The organism is Paenibacillus ilasis (assembly GCF_043195395.1).
Taxonomy (GTDB): domain Bacteria; phylum Bacillota; class Bacilli; order Paenibacillales; family Paenibacillaceae; genus Paenibacillus_AQ; species Paenibacillus_AQ lautus.
Window position 1 is genome coordinate 403,746 of record NZ_JBHDJG010000001.1, and the last position, 18,410, is coordinate 422,155.

The following is an 18,410-nucleotide window of genomic DNA, read 5'->3' on the forward strand; positions in this document are numbered from 1 at the left end:
TAAGCGAATCCTATGGTTCGACGGACTTCAGAAATGTATATGATCCGGCCGGGGAAATTCAAGGCTCCGATTACGTGGAAATGTCTCGCTTCTATGCGCTTCGTGTAGTAGGTTTTAGCGATATGAATAGATACTTGGAAGTTCCGGATACAGGGCCAAAGGCCAGCCGGCCTGGCAAGAAACGGGAATCCATGCCTGTGCTTGCGCCCAGGGAGGACCAGGTGCTGCATACGGTGAAGGTAACCGCTACGGGGTATACGGCAGGTTATGAATCGACCGGGAAGAAGCCGGGACATCCTCAATATGGAATCACCTACTCCGGGGTGAAGGTTAAACGGGACCGAAATACGCTGTCTACGATTGCCGCGGATCCGGATGTATTTCCGCTTGGCAGTATTCTCTATATACCGGGTTATGGTTATGGAATCGTAGCGGATATCGGATCAGCGATCAAAGGGCAAAAAATCGATCTTTATTTCTCCACAACCAAACAAGTGTTCAAGGAGTGGGGGAAGAAGGACGTCGAGGTACAGGTCATTAAAACCGGAAGCGGCAAATGCACGGAGGAAATGCTTAGAACCCTGGATACCGCGATCGAAACCTATCGTTTCCTGCCTTCATCCGTTCTGGAGGAAGCCATTTAGGGTGATTATGGCGCATAGATTGGCAGTAAACATTTAAGAATAATGCCTCCCTGTTCATCACATACTACTTTTCGGGGGCCAAACCCCTGAAGAGGATGATGGTATTGCATATGAACAGGGAGGTGAATACTGTGGCTAAAAAGAACAAAGTACAAGAAAACTTTAAAACACCGAATGAAAAGTTTAACGCTGAGTTTGCTGAAGATACCAGCATAGCCAGCAACCCAAAAGGGAATTCCAAAGTTCAAGAGAACTTCAAAACACCGAATGAAAAGTTTAATGCTGAGTTTGCTGAAGATACCAGCATCGCCAGCAATCCAAAAGGAAATTCGAAAGTTCAAGAGAACTACAAAAAGCCGAACGAGAAGTTTGATGCTGAGTTTGGCGAACTGAACACACCAGGGGACCATTCCGCTAACCGTTAAGGTTTAGATGTCAGCGTCCGTTCGTGAAATAAGACCTCCGCTATAGCGGGGGTCTTTTATTTTGATTCTTTTCCCATTTTTATCCATGGACTCAGTCTCAAGACCGAGATCAACTTCATTCCACCGCCGCTAACCGGTTCATTGCAATATGTTGTACACTGTAGTTAAGAAAAAATAGAACTGGAAGGCAAGGGGATGACCATGAGTAGAAAAGGATGGAGCCAGCTTAGCAACGGATTGCTGCTCATCGGTATTGGTGTGGTATTTCTTCTAAATCAGCTCGATATGATACATGTGGATCTTGGTTATATATTCTCGACCTTTTGGCCGGTGTTTATCATCTGGTTCGGGCTGCAAAGCTTAATTTATGCCCGTGGAGGAGCACTATGGGGCTCCGTTGTGCCGATCATTATCGGATCGTACTTTCTTGGCAGAAATCTGGATTTGATTGACTTCTCATTCGGCGATCTGATCAAGTACGCGATTCCAATTATCCTGATTGGGTTCGGATTGCATGTTATTTTCAAACCGAAGGATCATACGCCACCGCCATCGCCGCCAAGTCCGGATGACTTCAGCTCGCATCGGCGCGACGATTACAACATTCCTGATCCGCCTGAAGCGCGTCCGCTTGATTCTTCTCTGGATGAAGAATTTGAACGGAGATTTGGTAAAACAGACAAGGCTGACAAGGCTGAGAATACCTCGCCCGATCCTGAACTTGAATCAAAGGATTATCATGAGCCAGGTAAGGGTTACCGCTGGCAGGGGCAGCATCATGAGCGCCAGCGCCAGGACCGTCAGGATCGCAGCCGGTTTAGGGTTCATGTTGATTTTGACGATAACGGCAGAAGCTACGGCGACGGATCGGAATATAAGGATGAACAGCACGGGCACCATCATCATCATCAATCTTGGCATAGCCATGATGCGGTGAACAAGTCCTCTTTTATCGGGGACGTGCATATGGGAAAAGATTATTTTCAGCTCAAGCCGACAAATATCTCGCAGTTCATCGGTGATACGGTGCTGGATCTGACCAAAGCCCAAATCCCTTACGGCGAAACGAAAATCAACATCTCGGCGTTTATCGGGGATGTCAAAGTATTCGTTCCGAATGATTCGGATGTCGGCATTCATGTCACAACCAACTCCTTCATTGGCGATATGAAGGTGCTGGAGGAAAGCCGCAGCGGCTTTATGAGTAATGCCGGTCTGGAAAGTCCGCATTACAGGGAAGCGGGTAAGAAAATTCGAATCACCGTTAGCGTATTTATCGGTGATGTCAAAGTGAATAGGGTAGGATAACCGTTATGATGGGGATACTGAAAAATACCAAATGGGTGATACTGTTTTACTTTCTGTTGATTGGAGCCGGGGTTGCTGTTTTCCTGTATACAGCAAACCAATCCGGCTACATACATATTGAAGACAACCGGCTGTGGGTGTATTACACGGTCGGTGTACTTCTGTTTACGGGGATTGCGGGATACATCGCGGGACAGCGCATTCAGCGACCGCTGGACCTGCTTCATCTGAACATGCTGCAGGTTGCCAAAGGAAATTTGAACGTACGGCTGCCGGCCATGGAAGACGGCTCTTTTGCCAGAGTATACGATGAGTTTAACGGAATGACAGAAGCGCTGGAGAAGAAGATGAAGCTGCTGCAGCGCCTGGGTGAGCAGGATGTCATTGAGAAAGAGATTGCCGCGGAAGCCGCAGTGCTTGAGGAACGACGCCGGATGGCAAGGGATCTGCATGATACGGTCAGTCAGCAGCTGTTCGCGATTCATATGTCGGCTTCATCGCTTCCGGCGGTTCTGAAGCGAAACCCGGAGCAGGGCGATAAAGTGCTCGGCCAGTTGATTGAGATGTCTCACGTGGCTCAGAAGCAGATGCGGGCGCTGATTGCACAGCTTCGGCCTGTTGAACTGGAAGGAAGAACCCTAGAGGAGGCACTCGAACGGTGGTTCCCGGATTACTGTCGCCAAAATGGCCTGAAGGGCATGAAGGATGTCGAACTCTACGGCGGGGTATCGGATGCGATTGAGCATCAGCTGTTCCTGATCATACAGGAAGCAGTAGCTAATATTGTGAAACATGCCGGGGCAGGCCTTGTCAGCATGTCGCTTCGTGAGGATCAGAAACGCGTGATTTTAAGCATCAGCGACGACGGGGTTGGGTTTGACGAGGTGGCGGGCAAGCAGGGTTCATACGGGCTGTCCACGATGCGTGAGCGGGCCGAAAAGCTTGGTGGACAGGTCGATATTATAAGCAAAAAGGGCGCAGGGACGACCGTTCGCGTGAATATTCCGTTGTTTGAGGCCGAGGGCAATCAGGGACCGGCTGCGGAAGAGGGCAAGGATGAGGAAGTGCTGGCTGAGCCAGTGGAATAGAGAGGGGACATCATCATTATGGGTACAATTCGGATATTGCTGGCGGATGATCATGATATGGTTCGTATGGGATTAAAAACGTATTTGTCGCTGGATCCGGGATTTGAAGTGATTGGAGAGGCGGCAAACGGCCAAGAGGTCGTTGATATGTTAAGAAATGGGGATGAGGCAGACCGGCCGGATCTCATTCTGATGGATCTGATGATGCCGGTGATGAACGGGGCGGAGACCACGCGTGCGGTCATGTCCGAGTTCCCGGACCAGAGGATCGTGATTCTGACCAGCTTTCTCGAAGACGAGCTTGTGGTTGAGTGCATTGAGGCGGGGGCTGTCAGTTATGTACTGAAGACCGTTTCGGCCGACGAGCTCATTTACGCCCTTCAGGGAGCGTTCAGGGGCATGCCGGTCATGACCAAAGACGTGTCGGAAGCACTCACCCGGGGGATCCGCCGACATATGGTGAACGGCGACGATTCCGGGCTTACCGAGCGCGAAAAAGAAGTGCTGCTGCTCATTGCCGAAGGCAAGAGCAACAAAGAGATCGGCGAAGAACTGCATATCAGCATCAAAACGGTCAAAACCCATGTCAGCAATTTGCTGATGAAGTGTGAGCTGGAAGACCGCACGCAATTGGCGATTTATGCCCACCGTAAGGGATGGGTGAAAATATAGCGACTCCGTTCGGATCAGATTTCCCCTTGACGCGGCCTTAGCTTTCTTTTTATCTGCCTTTTAATTGTTTTTAAGGTACTATTAAGGTTTATAGTACACAATAAGAACAGTTAATCAATTAAACCACTTGGAAGCAAGTGATTTTAAATAGGAGGTAGACCTATGGACGACCAAAGAAAGCGCTACGGGTATCCGGATGATGAGGGAATGAACAACGAGTCGAATAACAATGAAGCACCGAGACGTGAGGAAGCATCCACGAAGAATTCGTCTTATTACTATTCTTACGGACCGTTCCAGTCCATACCCAGCGAACGCGATGATCAGCAGACAGAGCAGCCATATCAGAGTCGGGAATCGCAGGAAGTGGAAGTTACCGCTCCGCAGCCTGTCAAACCGATTCCATCCTCCGGTTTCTCGCAGTCACATTCCTCCGGAAGCCAAGGGGGCGGCGGGTCTATGGATTCGATGAAAAGAAACAAAGAATGGAACTACAGCCAGAAGCCTAAAAATTCCGTGAAGACGGTGCTGTTGTCCTTCTTGGCAGGTGTCCTTGTCATTTCGAGCCTGATGTTTGCCGCTGACCGCACGAACCTGTTTACGCCTGATGCGGCGTATTCATCAGAGCCAGCCCAAGAAACCTCAGCGAAAGTCGATGATAACGGCGGAGCTACTACGGCATCGGCCATGATTCCTTCGAATCCGGGCGATGTATCGGCGGTTGTGGACCAGGCAAGTCCAGCCGTCGTGCTGATCGAGACGCTTGTAAACAGCAGCAATCGCCAAAATACGAATCCGAACATGAATGATCCGTTCTGGTACTTCTTCGGCGGGGGTCAATCGAGTCAGGAAGGCAATGGCGGAAACAGTGGAAACGGTGGAAGCAGCAACAACGGAGGCCAGGAATCCCAGCTTCAGCCTTCCGGCATCGGCTCGGGTTTCATCTTTGAGAAGTCCGGATACATTTTGACGAATGAGCATGTGATCCATGGTGCCGATGTGATTCAAGTGACGGTACAGGGTACCAAAAAGCCGTATGAAGCGAAGCTGCTCGGTTCTAGTTATGAGCTCGATTTGGCCGTACTTAAAATCGAAGGGGCCGATTTTCCATCGGTGCAGCTAGGCGACTCCAACTCGCTGAAAGTCGGTGAATGGCTTGTAGCCATCGGTAACCCGCACGGTTTTGAACACACGGTAACCGCAGGCGTACTTAGCTCGAAGGAACGCGAGATCGATATTCAAGGAACCAATGGTGAGGATGATCGTAATTACGAGCATCTTCTGCAAACCGATGCTTCGATTAATCCGGGTAACTCCGGCGGACCGCTTCTCAATCTGAAGGGTGAGGTTATCGGGATGAACGTAGCCGTCAGCGCGGAAGCGCAAGGGATCGGGTTTGCGATTCCGTCCAGCACGATCAAGGAAGTTGTGGAATACCTGAAGAACAATGAGGAAATTCCGAAAGAACCGGCTCCGTTTATCGGGGCAAGCCTGGGGACGGTCACTCCGCAAATTGCCCAGTCCCTCGGTACCGACGTAACGGAAGGATCCTACGTTGACAGCGTCGTATTCCGTTCGCCGGCTTATGAAGCAGACCTGCGTCAATATGACATCATTGTGGGCGTGGACGGGACGAAATATCCGACCTCGCAGGATCTGATTGAATTGATTCAATCGAAGAAGGTTGGAGACAAAATTACGCTGAATGTGGTTCGTAACGGCAAGAACATTGACCTGCCGCTGACGATCGGTGATAAGAACGATTTCGATTTAACCCAACAGCAGCAACAACAGCAACAACAGCAACAACAGCAACAACAACCGTAACCCTGGATAGGCGTGACAACAAGCGGAAGGGACCGTTCCCTTCCGCTTGTCTTGTCCTTGAGGCGACCGATATAATGGGATTGTAACGTCGTATTAAATATAACGCTAGAAGATAGAGGAGATGCCGCTATGCGATCCCGGATATTAATTGTAGATGATGATGAGAAGATTATTTCCATGCTGCGCAGGGGACTTGCGTTTGAGGGCTATGACGTCCTGACCGCATCCAACGGAGCGGAAGGCTTGAAGGTGATATTGAGTGAGGAGCCGGATGTTGTCGTTCTGGATGTGATGATGCCTCAAGTCGATGGATTTGAGGCATTGCGCAGACTCCGGGAAGGCGGAAGCACAGTACCTGTGCTGATGCTGACCGCGAAGGATGAAGTGGAGAATCGGGTAAAGGGACTGGATACCGGAGCAGATGATTATCTGGTCAAACCCTTCGCCCTGGAGGAGCTGCTTGCCCGCGTACGGGCCTTGCTGCGCCGTAAAACCGGTGATGATTCATCTAACCACCGACTGACCTTCGAGGATCTCGTGATGGATACGGATGCAAGGGAAGTTATTCGCAGCGGGCAGAGACTGGAGCTCACCGCGAAGGAATTTGAGCTGCTGCATCTGTTTATGCAAAATCCGAAGCGGGTGCTGTCCCGCGATTTAATAATGGATAAAATATGGGGCTATGACTACAGCGGGGAGTCCAACGTGCTGGAGGTTTATATCGCCATGCTCCGGCAGAAGACCGAGGAACATGGAGGTAAACGGCTGATCCAGACGATCCGCGGAGCCGGCTATATTTTAAGAGGAGATAACTAGCATGTCCATTCGGTTAAGACTGACAGCATGGTATACCGGCATTTTATTCGTGACACTGCTGATATTCAGCTCGGCGGTGTATGGCTTTGTTCATTTGTATACGTATGAGGAGTTAAAACAGCGGTTGGTACAGGAAGCAAATAAGATTGGTTACACCTCCTCGTCTGTTGCTCTTCTACCGGATCGTTCCTCCGCGCTTAATATGGAGGCAGCTGATTTATACGTTCAGCTTTATACTTTCTATAATGGATCCATCTGGAGATCTGGCAATATGGAGTTCAGTGGTTTGCAATTTGAAAATCCAACTGTAGAAAGAGCATTAAGTATGAACAAACCCGGAGAGTTTAAACGTTTTTCTTTCGAGGGGGCATCCTTCCTTGTATACGAATCCCCGGTCGTTGAAACGAACTCAAGGAAATTATTCGGATGGCTTCAGATCGGAGTAAGTACGCGAACCATCGAGCAAACCCTGGACCGACTCCAGTCCATCCTCATCATGGGATCCGCAGCAACACTTGTCATTGCCTCAACATTAGGCTTGTTCCTGGCACGCAAATCCATGAAACCGATCGGCAAGGTCACGGAGGCGGCCGAGCAGATTCAGAAGGGGACTGACCTCAGCGTACGAATCGAATATGATGGGCCAGAGGACGAGATTGGTCAATTAATCGGGACGTTTAACGGGATGCTCGAGAGGACGGAGAGCTTTTACAAAGAGCTTGAGGATGCCTATGCGGCACAGCGCCGGTTTGTATCGGATGCTTCCCACGAACTCCGAACGCCGCTGACCACCATCCGGGGGAATGTGGATCTTCTCCATAAGATGTGGACGGAAGCCCCTGGTGAAAGAGCGAATATGGACGAAGAAACGATTAAACAGATCTCGGTTGAAGCGGTGGGCGATATTTCCGACGAAGCGAAGCGGATGAGCAGACTGGTGAACGACATGCTGTCTCTGGCACGGGCCGATACCGGCCAGACCTTTGAACTGGATCCGGTCCCTCTGCAGCCTTTGGTTGAAGAGGTCGCACGGCGCGCTCATTTCCTCGATAAAACCGCTGAGTGGCATGTTGGAGAGCTGTCTGTCTTGAACGGTGTCTATGTAGAAGGAAATAAGGACTACTTGCAACAGATGCTGTTCATCTTTATCGAGAATGCGTTCAAGTATACGCCGGAGGGTGAAGTCAGCCTGGATGTCGTCCTGTACAAGGGTCAGGTGGGCTTGCGGATTTCGGATACGGGGATCGGCATGGATAAGGATGAGGTTCCGTTCATATTCGAACGCTTCTACCGTGCGGATCAGTCGAGAGGCATCACGAGCGGAACCGGACTCGGGCTGTCCATCGCCAAATGGATCATCGATGAGCATAAGGGCTCTGTCGAGGTCGTCACCCGAAGAGGGGAAGGCAGCACCTTTATCGTCTGGCTCCCCGTCGTCTTTGCTCCTCCTCTGGAATAGGTTATAATAGACTAGATCGCTTATGTATTACTACGGAAAGCAGGTGGGGATCATCGAAGTCTTGAAAATATCACCGAGAGGTTATTGTTACGGTGTCGTCGACGCCATGGTCTTGGCGCGTCAGGCGGCGCAGAATCTGGATCTTCCTCGGCCTATTTATATATTGGGCATGATTGTGCATAACAGTCATGTCACGCAATCCTTTGAAGACGAAGGCATCATTACCCTGGACGGTCCGAATCGAATGGAAATTCTGAGCCAGGTGGAGAGCGGAACCGTAATCTTTACCGCACACGGGGTCTCTCCCGAAGTACGCAAGCTTGCACGGGATAAAGGATTGACCACGCTCGACGCCACTTGCCCGGATGTGACGAAAACCCATGATTTGATCCGGGATAAGGTAGCCGACGGATATGAGATCATTTACATCGGGAAGAAGGGGCATCCCGAGCCGGAAGGGGCTATCGGGATCGCACCGGAACATGTGCATCTGATCGAGAAGGAAGAAGAAATTGAACAGCTTCAGGTAAAATCATCCCGAATCATCATTACGAACCAGACCACGATGAGTCAATGGGATATCAAGCATATCATGAAGAGTCTGCTCGATAAATTCCCTGGAGCGGAGATTCACAATGAAATTTGTCTTGCAACGCAAGTCCGGCAGGAAGCGGTAGCCGAGCAAGCCGGTCAGGCGGACTTGGTCATCGTGGTTGGCGACCCGCGCAGCAATAACTCCAACCGTCTTGCCCAGGTATCCGAAGAGATAGCCGGCGTACCGGCTCACCGCATTGGCGATGTGACGGAACTCAGACGGGAATGGCTTGAAGGCGTAGGCAAAGTGGCAGTGACATCGGGGGCATCCACACCGACTCCAATTACCAAAGAAGTCATTGCCTATCTGGAACAGTATGAACATGATCAGCCGGACACTTGGGAGATCAAGCGTACGGTGAATATGAATAAATTGCTTCCACCTGTACGGGTGAAGAGCAAGTCATAAGAGACTTTTCTAAATACAACCGTCGGATTTGGTCGTGACGGTTGTATTTTTTTGTTGATATCGGTGCTTCCTTAGTATTAACCAGCCATCGTTATACCACAGGGCCTCTTGCTTGGAATTATATACGCCACTGTTATTCATTGATTAATATCATTTTCATGATCACCTATGATATATTAGGGGTTCCAGCCCATTGACATTACAGAAAATGGTTTATAACATACCAGCACAGCAGCGTTCAGCTAAATGTTGATGATACTATGAATGGCTTAGCCAAATAGAGCTAATTGAAACTCTCCCCTTGTGGTGAATGGTGGAACAACCGTTCATGTGAAATGAACCTGACACTATTGACGCAAGGGGATTTTCTATGCCTCAGACTAAATATCGGGAGGGTGAAGTTAGATAATCTGGCCTGTTAAAGCTTCCTTTTTAGGGACTCTCATAACCCCGTGAATATCCCATGCCCTGTAAGCGTTTCATTTTTCAATTGAATAATATCATTTTTCGTTGAATAGGCAAATGTTTATATGGGATCATTTATTCTACAATGTTAGACATCAGGTAAACTTCATGGCATAGAACACACGGGGGGTTGGACATGGCGCAAATATCCGTAGAACAGGAAACTGTTCCAAAACGGAAGAGAGACAATGGATTCATTCGCTTTTTTAAACAGTGGGATATTCAGTTAATGGTACTTCCCGCTCTCGCACTCATTTTTATTTTCAGTTATATACCGATGTACGGTATTCTGATGGCGTTTCAGGATTTTAATATCTTCAAAGGCATGGGAGACAGCCCTTGGGTAGGGATGAAGCATTTCCGGATGTTCTTTGAGTCTCCAGAGTTTATGAACGTGATGCGAAACACCATCGTTATCAGCTTACTCAAGTTTTTGATTGGCTTTCCAGCTCCAATCCTGCTTGCGTTGATGCTGAATGAAGTTCGACATCTGTTCTTCAAGAGATTGGTGCAGACCGTCAGTTATTTACCCCATTTCTTATCCTGGGTTATCGTATCAGGGTTTGTGGTTTCCTTGCTTTCTACCGATAACGGAAGCATAAACATACTGATGGAAAAAATGAATTTGATTAAAGAACCGATTAATTTCCTATCCATTCCTGAATACTTCTGGGCGATCCTGGTAACCACAGGAGTTTGGAAAGAAATCGGATTCTCCTCCATCGTTTACTTGGCCGCAGTTGCGGGAGTGGATCCTCATATGTACGAAGCGGCGGATATGGATGGTGCGAGCAAATTCAGACAGATATTCACGATTACGTTACCATCCATCATGCCTGTTGTTATCATCTTTATGATTCTTGCAATAGGTAATCTGCTCACTGCAGGTTTCGAGGATATTTTGCTCTTGGCTAAGAACCCTGTGTTAAGAGAGGTTTCCGACGTAATTGATACTTATGTTTACCGGATCGGTATTGAAAACTCCAGGTTCTCCTATGCAACGGCTGTAGGCTTGTTCAAAGCGGTAATCAGCGTGATGCTTCTGACAATTGCTAACGTGATCGCACGCAGATCGGGTAACAGTCTATGGTAAACGAACATGGTGATGAAGGGAGCGGTTAGACTTGGTGCGTTTAGGATTCGGTGATCGTTTCATGATGATCATGATTTATATCTTTCTGGCATTTTTGGCTTTTGTGACGTTTTATCCTTTTTGGAACGCTCTTGTGGTTTCCTTTAACTCAGGAGCCGATACGTCGCTCGGGGGAGTCACATTCTGGCCGAGGGATTTCACTTTGGAAAACTACAATATCGTATTTCAGGATAAACGCCTGCTGAATGGCTTCGGAATATCGGTAGCCCGTACGATCGAGGGAACCATATCTTCCATTCTAGTGACCTCCATCTTCGCATACGGCATGACCAAACGCGAACTGATGGGTCGGAAATATTACATGATTATGTGTATAGTCACCATGTATTTCGGTGGTGGTTTGATACCAAGCTTCATGCTGATTCGTGGTCTGGGCTTGATGGATTCTTTCTGGGTATTCATTATTCCTGGTTTGGTAAGTGTATGGAACATGATTATATTCCGTACCTTCTTTGCAGGTTTGCCTAATGGCTTGGAAGAGTCGGCCAAAATTGACGGGGCGGGCAATTGGGGTATCTTCTTTAAGATTATCCTGCCGCTGTCCGGTCCGGTTATTGCAACATTATCTTTGTTCACGGCAGTATCTCATTGGAATGAATGGTTCTTACCGAGTATTTACATCAATAAAGAAGAATTGCTGCCCATTCAGACCATATTACGTCAAATACTGAATTCCAACATTATGTCTGAGCAGATGAGTAATTTGGACTCGGCATCTCAGGCCGCTTTATCTCGAATGCAGAGTGTGACCACGAAATCTTTATCCATGGCCACAATGATTGTCGCTACCGTTCCGATCATCATGGTATACCCTTTTGTACAGAAACATTTTGTTAAGGGAGTACTGGTAGGATCGTTGAAAGAGTAGCACATGCATGGCAAGCCATCCTGTTGTTTGAAGCTTAGCTTTAGACATAAATATCAAGGGGAATTTTGAAAGGGGAAATTAGAGAATGAGGCTCAGAAAAAAATCTTTGGCCACATCGGTTACTGCGTTGTTAGCAGCGGCTTTAATGCTGTCAGCATGCAGCGGTGGTACTAAGACTGCTAACCCGACTCCTAGCGACAATGGAACCAGCACACCGCCAACCGAAGCAGTATCGGAGAAATTTGTACTGGGTGAGCAACCGCTTGATTTTAGTTTTTATGGACACTATGACTGGTACACCATGCCTACATGGGGAGAAGATGCCGCAACGAAGTGGATTAAAGAGAATAAAAAAGTTGATGTAAAAGCGGTCAACTCCCAAGGTAATGCTCAACAAAAATTCAACACGATGATTGCTTCCGACGAGCTTCCTGATGTTATTTGGTTGGAGCGAGGATCGGATGTTGAAAAATTGAGAGAGAACGGCATGCTCGTACCTTACGATGACTACTTGGATAAATATCCGAACCTGAAGGAATGGTTGGGCGAGGCAGGAATCAACATGCTTCGTTCCCCGGATGGCAAGCTGTACCAATTCCCTAACTGGTACACCAGTCAACCGAACGGAAATGCAGGGTATGTAGTTAATAGCAAAATTTATAAAGAGCTTGGCGAGCCTAAGCTGGAAACAACGGACGATTTGACTAAATACTTGGAAGCCGTCAAGGCGAAATACGGAAACTCTGTAGTTCCTTATGAACCAGGTATTGAAGGACAAGGGATTGATGTGTTGTACTCTGCTTTCAAAGAGGATGCAATGACACGTTGGATTACCATTCGTGGTGTGCCTAACGGAGATAAACTGACTTCGATCTTTACGGATCCAACATATCGCGAATCGATGCAATATGCAGCGAAGTTGTTCCGCGATAAACTGATTTCTCAAGATGCATTGACTCAAACCGCTGACCAAATCAAGGAAAAAGTAATGACAGGCCGCGTTGCTGTATATGCAGCTTCCAGCCCGACTGAAAATGCAATGAACGCACATGCGGAACTCGTTGCAAAAGATCCGGAAGCCGGTTATTTCATGATCTGGCCGATTCATAAGGAAGGTCTGGATAAGAATAAAATCTTCCCAGGAACCTATACTCAACTGGGTTGGAACGTAAGCGTTATTACGAAAGCTGCAAAAAATCCTGAAGCGATCTTCGCTTTCCTGGACTGGTATACAGGTCCTGAAGGTCAAACACTATTAATGTGGGGACCGGAAGGCGGATATTGGGATGGATATGAAGAAGATGGTATAACGCCTAAGTTTACTGAAAAATATGTTACGGATGCTGCAGGTCTTGGTAAGTTGCAAGCGGAAACAACCAACCTCCAGTGGAACGGAAACACGGTATTTATTGATACAGCAAAAGCGAAATACGAAAGCACCTTGCCAGAAGAAGAGCGTAACTGGTCGACTCGTTGGCAGTATGAAATAACTTGGAAAACGCAAGCGAATGCAACGGAATTCATCAATCTTGATCCGGCCCCAGAAAGTGAAGAAGGTATTATCCGTCAGCGTGTAGAAGATATCTACACAGAAGCTAGAGCGAAGGCGCTGTTTGCGAAGGACGATGCAGAAGTATTGGCTGTTTTGGACAAAGCAGAAGCGGATGCTCAAGCAGCTGGATATGATAAGCTTCTTGCATTCAAAACAACGAAATGGCAAGAAAACTTGGCTCAAATGAATGGTCAAAAGTAGAATAACGTAAACCGAAAGGGTATGCTGCATCCGCAGCATACCCTTATCGAAATTTAGGGGAGAGGATACCCATCTATAAAGTGCTGCTGGCTGACGATGAAATACTGGACCTAGAGGGCATGAGGAGCTTTATTCCATGGGAGAGTCTTGGAATGACCGTGGTTGATTCGGTCAATAATGGATTTGCAGCATGGGAAGTCCTACAACGAGAGGATATCGATATTCTCGTGACGGATGTTCGCATGCCCAATATGACTGGTATTGAATTAGCGCAAAAAGCGCTGAAGATACATGATGAATTACAGGTTATTTTCGTAAGTGGTTACCAGGATTTCAGTTATGTTAAACAGGCAATCGCATTAAACGCTTGTAATTATGTGCTGAAGCCCATGGAGGACCAAGAGCTGATTGAAGAGTTGACAAAAGTTCGGCTTGAGCTGGACAGACTCCATGATCGTAAGGAAACAGAACGGGCTTACCAGCTGATGGTACCGATTCTTAAAAATCAGTATCTGCTGCAAATTCTCCAGAAGCCTTATGACGGTGCCATGCTGGGGATTATTAAGCGGGAATATCAACTTCATGAGATAAACTGGCCCGTACGAGTGATATTACTTGAAGTGGATGATGTCAGCTCATGGCGAAGCAATCAGTACGAGGTTGAGAATCAGAGGGGGTTAAATGAGCAGTACTTCACGAGTTTGCATAAGCAGCTGGAAAGCTGCGGATTCAGGCATATCTGTAAGGTAACAGACCAGCGGATGGCCATACTCATGGACACGGCGAAAGGCAAGGAAGAGATTCAGTCATTGTTGACGGCGCTAGGTCAAGAGTATCCCCTTACCGTGACCGTAGGTGAGGGAGGGACTGCGAATCGGCTTGAAGAACTTCATCCGTCCTACGTTATGGCAGAGGGGGCCCTTGACTATAAAATGTTCCGTGGAAAAGGGAAATGGATCCTTTATAACGAAGTGCCGACAGAGGACCGGGAGGACGCGAAAAGCCTCGATCTCAGGCTGGACTCTTTATTTACCGCTATGACGAATTATGAGATCGTCAAAATCCACGACGAAATCGAAGCCATACAACTGCTTGCATCCAATATCCGCTCCAAATTTACGGTTCGGAATCTTGGAGTATACATTATATTGAAGTTGGACGCGCATTTGCATACCATGCACGAAGACCTGTTTCGGATGCTGGGAATCGAACTAAAAAACCTCGATGTACTCTTGCAATTTGAAACGATGGACGATATTTTCTCGTGGTTAAGAATGAAAGTGTTTGAGATATCGGAGCAATTGAAATTTCGCAAATCGTCCAAAAATGGACGCCTTGTTGAGGAAATTATTGATAATATAAGAGAGCGGGTACACGAGAATATTACGCTTCGAGATATGGCGAACCGTTTTTCCTTTTCGCCTAACTATCTAGGTGTTCTGTTTAAGGAAGAAACCGGTTATAATTTTAGTGATTATGTCATCAAGCTTCGTATGGAGCGAGCCAGAGAACTATTAGTCAGCACGAAACTTAAAATATATGAAGTGGCTTCTCAAACGGGGTACCAGTATTTGCCTTATTTTAGTCGTCAATTCAAAGAGATGTATGGAATGACACCGTTGGAGTATAGGCGTAAACACTCTTAACATACTACTATACCGCTTGTAATGAGGTTGTGATTAGGTTTGGCGGGGAAATTCGAGCGTATCCGGGTCAAAATCCCATTTGGCTTCAAATTAATGATTTCTTACTGTGTATTCATCATCATACCGGTATTGCTTGTAGGAAATATCGCGAACCAGGTATTTATCAAATCGATTAGAGAACAAACGTATAATAACATTCAGGGTACCCTGCACCAAATGAGTGATAACATTTCGTATAAAATGGAAGACATTGTCCGCGTTTCCGACATGCTCTACTTTGATTCGTCCTTTAATAACCGGCTGCGTTATTCAGAAAGTACATGGGTTAGCTACGATACGATGGTCAATGTCCTGATTCCGAAGCTGGAAACGGCGATCAATACAGCGAACTCCAAGGTTTGGTTGTCTATTTATTTACGGAATGAAGAGTTAAGGGAAATTTATAATAATTATAGTTACTCTGATCCGCTTGAATCCAACACGCGTTTATTTGATATATATCAGTATGAGCGTCTTGAGGATAAGACCTGGTACAAGCTCTATCCCCAAGAGGAAAACTATGGATCGACGCTGGAATGGAAGCAGGTTGAAAATGATGCGGGCAACGGTCGCATTTCGCTCTTGCGCAGGCTGATAGACATCAGTTCTATACAGCTGCAGGAGATTGGATTCGTGCGAATCAATGTCAGTTTAGAAGATATGTTCGAAAGCATGGATTATAACAAAATTGGTGATGGGACAGCGTTATATTTGTCGGATTCGCAAGGCAGAGTCATTCTTTCCTCAGGCGGGGTACAGACAACCGTGTTTAAGGAGAACGAGCTGCGCAATAATGGAGACTTGCTTATTCGTAAGCCGATTCCCGTGCTCGGCTGGAATCTTATCGCTGTCGTTCCTGCAGAAATTGTGGAGAAAGATACGGTGAAAATCCGGAACCTCACCCTGCTTATTTGCCTCATTTGCATTGCTATATTTTTTATAGTCAGCATTGTGATATCCAAGTATTTCAGCTTACGCGTATCCAAAATCGTTTCTGTTCTGGATTCTTTTCAGGAAGGTGCATTTCATAAACGGGCTCAGTTCAAGGGGAACGATGAGTTTACACATATCGCTTCAGCCCTGAATGATATGGGCAGCAATATCGGCAAGCTGATTAATGAGGTGTATCTGGCCGACCTTCAGAAAAAACAAGCGGAACTGGAATCGCTGCATGCGCAGATTAATCCGCATTTCCTATACAACACCCTATCCTCCATCAGCCGTCTGGCGCGGTTTGGGATGCTGGACAAGCTGCAGCGCATGGTGATGGACTTAGCGAAGTTTTATCGTCTGTCTCTTAATGATGGACGGAATATCATCTCTGTGAAGAATGAGTTGGAACAAGCTCAGGCGTATGTAGACATTCAAAAGATTAAATACGACGAACGGATGCAGGTTACTTATGATTTTGAGCCGGAAGTGGTCCGGTATGAAACTGTGAAATTGATTTTGCAGCCGTTTATCGAGAATGTGCTGGAGCATGCCTGGACCGGGGATTATATACATGTTCGAATTACCGCCAGAGTGCTGGAAGACGTCCTGGAGTTTAAAATTATCGATAATGGCGTCGGGTTCCCGCCCGGCAGAGTTCTGGACAATACAGGCGGGCAGGATCTTACGAATGCCGGATACGGTATTCGGAATGTGGATCAACGAATCAAACTTCATTATGGCAGCGAATACGGGGTCACGTTATTCAGCCGTGCCGGTATTGGGACTACGGTAAGAATTGTGATACCCCTCGTGAAGCGCACCGTAGCGGAAGGACGCAGCAAAACATTGATGTAACAGGGGTCTATATCTCCCGATCGTTCAGGCTTGAAGAATGGGCTTGACGAGGGGAGATATTTTCTGTATATTTACTTTATCGGTTAAAAGCATAAAAGCTTAAAAGCGAACAAGCGCGAAAGTGGCTATCACACATTAAAATGGAATATATTCAGAAAGAAGGTTTTATTATGATCGTTATTACATCCAATCAAATATCAGAGGAACAAGTTCAGCATATCGTAAGCGAGATTGAGAAGGAAGGACTGCAGGCTCACGTATCCCAGGGGGCGGATCGTACCGTGATCGGGCTGATCGGCAGCGTGAACCCGAAGCTTGCGGAGCATCTTCGCCAAATGAAGGGCGTAGAGAATGTGGTTAAAATCTCCAAGTCCTATAAGCTCGCGAGTCGTGATTTTCATCCGGATGATACTGTCATTGATATTAAAGGCACCAAGATTGGCGGCGGCAATCTGGTTGTCATGGGTGGTCCATGCGCCGTGGAATCCGCACAGCAGATTGACGAGATCGCTCAGCTGGTTAAGGCAGCAGGAGGACAAGTGCTTAGAGGCGGTGCTTTTAAACCTCGTACGGGTCCATACAGCTTCCAGGGCGTTGGCGTCGAAGGTTTGATCATGATGGCGGAGGCCGGGCAAAAACATGGCCTGTTGACGATTACGGAGGTTATGACGCCCGAATACGTGGATATTTGCGCGGAGTACGCCGATATTCTGCAAGTGGGTACCCGTAATATGCAAAATTTCGATCTGCTTCGAAAACTGGGTACCTGCGGCAAGCCGGTATTACTGAAAAGAGGTTTCAGCGCAACCTATGATGAATTCCTGAATGCAGCGGAGTACATCCTTGCCGGCGGCAATCCGAATGTCATGCTCTGTGAACGCGGAATCCGAACATTCGAAACTTACACCCGCAATACGCTGGATTTATCTGCCATCCCTGTTTTACAAGGTTTGAGTCACCTTCCGGTCATTTCTGATCCGAGTCACGGAACGGGACGACGCGAGCTTGTCGAGCCGATGTCCAAGGCATCCGTGGCGGCTGGGGCAGACGGTCTTATTATTGAGATGCACACGGATCCGGACAATTCCATGACAGGCGACGGGGTGCAATCCCTGTTCCCGGATCAATTCGCCGCATTGCTTAAAGACTTGGAGCAGCTGGCCCCATTGGTAGGCAAAAGCTTTGCGACTGCCAAAGCACCGGCTTCTGAATTTGCGCGCGTATAGCTTCTGGTTAGAGATAAGGAAGAAAAACAACGGTGGCCAACCATGCTTATCTCGCAAGAAAAACTTACGCTGAATGCGGTCTGTCTACTGAGAAAGTAGGTCGATAGACGTTTTTCTGATAAGCCGTTGTATACCCGTCGATAACGTTCAGCACATCGTTATGGTTCGCCAGTTCCTTAATTTCTAATATAAAAGACACCTGCAAAAAGCTTGCAGGTGTCTTTTTTCTG

At 47.4% G+C, this 18,410-nt stretch carries 15 protein-coding genes; all 15 read left to right on the forward strand.

Annotation, left to right across the window (positions count from 1 at the left end; genetic code table 11):
• Positions 1 to 122 precede the first annotated feature (122 nt).
• The 15 genes from ACETK5_RS02110 (at position 123) to aroF (ending at position 18,180) form a co-directional block, all read left to right on the forward strand.
• The gene (locus ACETK5_RS02110) at positions 123 to 644 is read left to right on the forward strand and encodes a 3D domain-containing protein (RefSeq protein ID WP_394057307.1); all 522 of its coding nucleotides are present in this window, start codon (positions 123 to 125) and stop codon (positions 642 to 644) included.
• Positions 645 to 775: 131 nt separating this feature from the next.
• Positions 776 to 1,069 (forward strand): hypothetical protein, encoded by a 294-nt coding sequence (locus ACETK5_RS02115; protein WP_174819260.1) that lies wholly within the window; start codon positions 776 to 778, stop codon positions 1,067 to 1,069.
• A gap of 195 nt (positions 1,070 to 1,264) precedes the next feature.
• The gene (liaF, locus tag ACETK5_RS02120) at positions 1,265 to 2,377 is read left to right on the forward strand and encodes a cell wall-active antibiotics response protein LiaF (protein ID WP_394054214.1); all 1,113 of its coding nucleotides are present in this window, start codon (positions 1,265 to 1,267) and stop codon (positions 2,375 to 2,377) included.
• Between the two features lie 5 nt (positions 2,378 to 2,382).
• Complete coding sequence (locus ACETK5_RS02125) at positions 2,383 to 3,465, forward strand: sensor histidine kinase (RefSeq protein ID WP_127594963.1); 1,083 nt, start codon at positions 2,383 to 2,385, stop codon at positions 3,463 to 3,465.
• Between the two features lie 18 nt (positions 3,466 to 3,483).
• Positions 3,484 to 4,137 (forward strand): response regulator, encoded by a 654-nt coding sequence (locus ACETK5_RS02130; RefSeq protein WP_127594961.1) that lies wholly within the window; start codon positions 3,484 to 3,486, stop codon positions 4,135 to 4,137.
• A gap of 162 nt (positions 4,138 to 4,299) precedes the next feature.
• Complete coding sequence (locus ACETK5_RS02135) at positions 4,300 to 5,964, forward strand: S1C family serine protease (protein ID WP_394054215.1); 1,665 nt, start codon at positions 4,300 to 4,302, stop codon at positions 5,962 to 5,964.
• Positions 5,965 to 6,093: 129 nt separating this feature from the next.
• On the forward strand, positions 6,094 to 6,780 hold the full coding sequence (locus ACETK5_RS02140; RefSeq protein ID WP_100538935.1) for a response regulator transcription factor: 687 nt from the start codon (positions 6,094 to 6,096) through the stop codon (positions 6,778 to 6,780).
• 1 nt (position 6,781) lies between these two features.
• Positions 6,782 to 8,239 carry a sensor histidine kinase gene (locus ACETK5_RS02145; RefSeq protein ID WP_394054216.1) on the forward strand — a complete coding sequence of 486 codons (1,458 nt, stop codon included), beginning with the start codon at positions 6,782 to 6,784 and terminating at the stop codon, positions 8,237 to 8,239.
• 52 nt (positions 8,240 to 8,291) lie between these two features.
• Positions 8,292 to 9,242, forward strand: coding sequence for a 4-hydroxy-3-methylbut-2-enyl diphosphate reductase (locus ACETK5_RS02150; protein WP_100539512.1), 951 nt, complete (start codon positions 8,292 to 8,294; stop codon positions 9,240 to 9,242).
• A 601-nt stretch (positions 9,243 to 9,843) separates the two neighbouring features.
• Positions 9,844 to 10,800, forward strand: coding sequence for an ABC transporter permease (locus ACETK5_RS02155; RefSeq protein ID WP_326097286.1), 957 nt, complete (start codon positions 9,844 to 9,846; stop codon positions 10,798 to 10,800).
• A gap of 31 nt (positions 10,801 to 10,831) precedes the next feature.
• Complete coding sequence (locus ACETK5_RS02160; protein ID WP_394054217.1) at positions 10,832 to 11,728, forward strand: carbohydrate ABC transporter permease; 897 nt, start codon at positions 10,832 to 10,834, stop codon at positions 11,726 to 11,728.
• An 85-nt stretch (positions 11,729 to 11,813) separates the two neighbouring features.
• On the forward strand, positions 11,814 to 13,481 hold the full coding sequence (locus ACETK5_RS02165; RefSeq protein ID WP_100538932.1) for an extracellular solute-binding protein: 1,668 nt from the start codon (positions 11,814 to 11,816) through the stop codon (positions 13,479 to 13,481).
• A 71-nt stretch (positions 13,482 to 13,552) separates the two neighbouring features.
• Complete coding sequence (locus ACETK5_RS02170) at positions 13,553 to 15,127, forward strand: response regulator transcription factor (protein ID WP_326114691.1); 1,575 nt, start codon at positions 13,553 to 13,555, stop codon at positions 15,125 to 15,127.
• 93 nt (positions 15,128 to 15,220) lie between these two features.
• Entirely contained in the window at positions 15,221 to 16,954 is a 1,734-nt protein-coding gene (locus ACETK5_RS02175; protein WP_394057309.1) for a sensor histidine kinase, read from the forward strand.
• Positions 16,955 to 17,124: 170 nt separating this feature from the next.
• Entirely contained in the window at positions 17,125 to 18,180 is a 1,056-nt protein-coding gene (aroF, locus tag ACETK5_RS02180; RefSeq protein ID WP_326117124.1) for a 3-deoxy-7-phosphoheptulonate synthase, read from the forward strand.
• Positions 18,181 to 18,410: the final 230 nt, after the last annotated feature.

Excerpts from the sequence above, each read along its gene's own strand:
- ACETK5_RS02110 (WP_394057307.1), top strand. The coding sequence starts at position 123 with ATGAATAGATACTTGGAAGTTCCGGATACAGGGCCAAAGGCCAGCCGG.
- ACETK5_RS02155 (WP_326097286.1), top strand. The coding sequence starts at position 9,844 with ATGGCGCAAATATCCGTAGAACAGGAAACTGTTCCAAAACGGAAGAGA.
- ACETK5_RS02135 (WP_394054215.1), top strand. The coding sequence starts at position 4,300 with ATGGACGACCAAAGAAAGCGCTACGGGTATCCGGATGATGAGGGAATG.
- ACETK5_RS02175 (WP_394057309.1), top strand. The coding sequence starts at position 15,221 with ATGATTTCTTACTGTGTATTCATCATCATACCGGTATTGCTTGTAGGA.
- ACETK5_RS02140 (WP_100538935.1), top strand. The coding sequence starts at position 6,094 with ATGCGATCCCGGATATTAATTGTAGATGATGATGAGAAGATTATTTCC.
- aroF (WP_326117124.1), top strand. The coding sequence starts at position 17,125 with ATGATCGTTATTACATCCAATCAAATATCAGAGGAACAAGTTCAGCAT.
- ACETK5_RS02165 (WP_100538932.1), top strand. The coding sequence starts at position 11,814 with ATGAGGCTCAGAAAAAAATCTTTGGCCACATCGGTTACTGCGTTGTTA.
- ACETK5_RS02130 (WP_127594961.1), top strand. The coding sequence starts at position 3,484 with ATGGGTACAATTCGGATATTGCTGGCGGATGATCATGATATGGTTCGT.
- liaF (WP_394054214.1), top strand. The coding sequence starts at position 1,265 with ATGACCATGAGTAGAAAAGGATGGAGCCAGCTTAGCAACGGATTGCTG.
- ACETK5_RS02125 (WP_127594963.1), top strand. The coding sequence starts at position 2,383 with ATGATGGGGATACTGAAAAATACCAAATGGGTGATACTGTTTTACTTT.
- ACETK5_RS02145 (WP_394054216.1), top strand. The coding sequence starts at position 6,782 with ATGTCCATTCGGTTAAGACTGACAGCATGGTATACCGGCATTTTATTC.